Below are 373 nucleotides of genomic sequence, written 5' to 3'. Positions count from 1 at the left end.
CGCAAAGACAGAGTAAAAGCACTTATTCATAAAGTCGGTATTAAAAACCACGAAGAAATACTTAGCAGCTACCCCCACGAGCTTTCAGAAGGGGTGTGCCAAAAAGTGATGATTGCTATGGCAATTGCGCGTACGCCAAAATTATTAATTGCAGATGAGCCCACCACCGCACTTGAAAGCACCACCCGTGCACAAGTATTTAGATTGTTAAAAAGCTTAAATCAGTTAAAAAACATGTCTATTTTAATGATTTCTCATGAGCTAGAAGAAATTGTTAACTGGTCGCATACTATTCATGTTTTATATTGTGGACAAATGGTTGAAGCAGGCCCAACGCATCGTATTTTTAGCCAGCCACGCCACCCTTATACGC

The 373-nt window shown here is 40.5% G+C and carries 1 protein-coding gene; it reads left to right on the top strand.

The window, feature by feature from the left end; translation table 11 throughout:
- The coding region (locus AAEY62_RS20770; protein ID WP_350636174.1) for an ATP-binding cassette domain-containing protein at nt 1-373 on the top strand (373 nt) is incomplete at both ends.

Origin of the sequence: Pseudoalteromonas sp. GW168-MNA-CIBAN-0100, assembly GCF_040309225.1 — a bacterium.
GTDB classification, from domain to species: domain Bacteria; phylum Pseudomonadota; class Gammaproteobacteria; order Enterobacterales; family Alteromonadaceae; genus Pseudoalteromonas; species Pseudoalteromonas arctica.
The sequence above is the reverse complement of the archived record's forward strand: the minus strand, read 5'-3'. Positions and strand labels throughout refer to the sequence as shown.